1 protein-coding gene is annotated in these 541 nt (G+C 48.4%); it reads right to left on the bottom strand.

Annotated elements, in window-relative coordinates; all coding sequences use genetic code 11:
• Positions 1 to 541 (bottom strand): hypothetical protein (locus R7093_RS27565; RefSeq protein ID WP_318147320.1); only part of this gene is annotated, 541 nt, incomplete at both ends.

Genomic DNA, 541 nt, shown 5'->3' on the forward strand with positions numbered 1-541 from the left:
TCGTATTTCTCTGCCGATGCTTTCGTCTTCGCACTGACAGTATCGCCGTCAACGGTCAACAAGTTGAGGATTTCACCAACTGCATTGTTGTTTACCGTCGCCGTCACTTTGTACTCAATTGTAGTGCCCGCGGGGATGGAGGCATGCGTGTCGATATCTCGATTATTTTCAACTGAACCATCAAGATCAAGAATGGCTTTATCGCTACCACTGACGATGTTCTGCTCGATCGTCCAGCCCGAATCAAACGCCTTTTCACTTGTTCCATCAACAAGTTCCACCGTGATGTTGGATAAGCGATCCACCACAGGAATATTGTACGCGTTCCCCTTACCATCGTTTTCAATCGTTAGGCGATAGACCAATGGCTGACCCGGCTCATAGCTTGCTTCATCCACGGTTTTGCTGAATGAAAGATGGTAGCTGTTTGGAATAACGGTGATACCGCCGATGGTAATGTTACCTACCGACTCTTCACGAACGACGCCTTCGACTTGGTATGTGACTGAGTCCCCACCCGCCACATCAATAACGGTTGAGA

It is taken from the genome of Vibrio sp. 1580 (genome assembly GCF_033340055.1).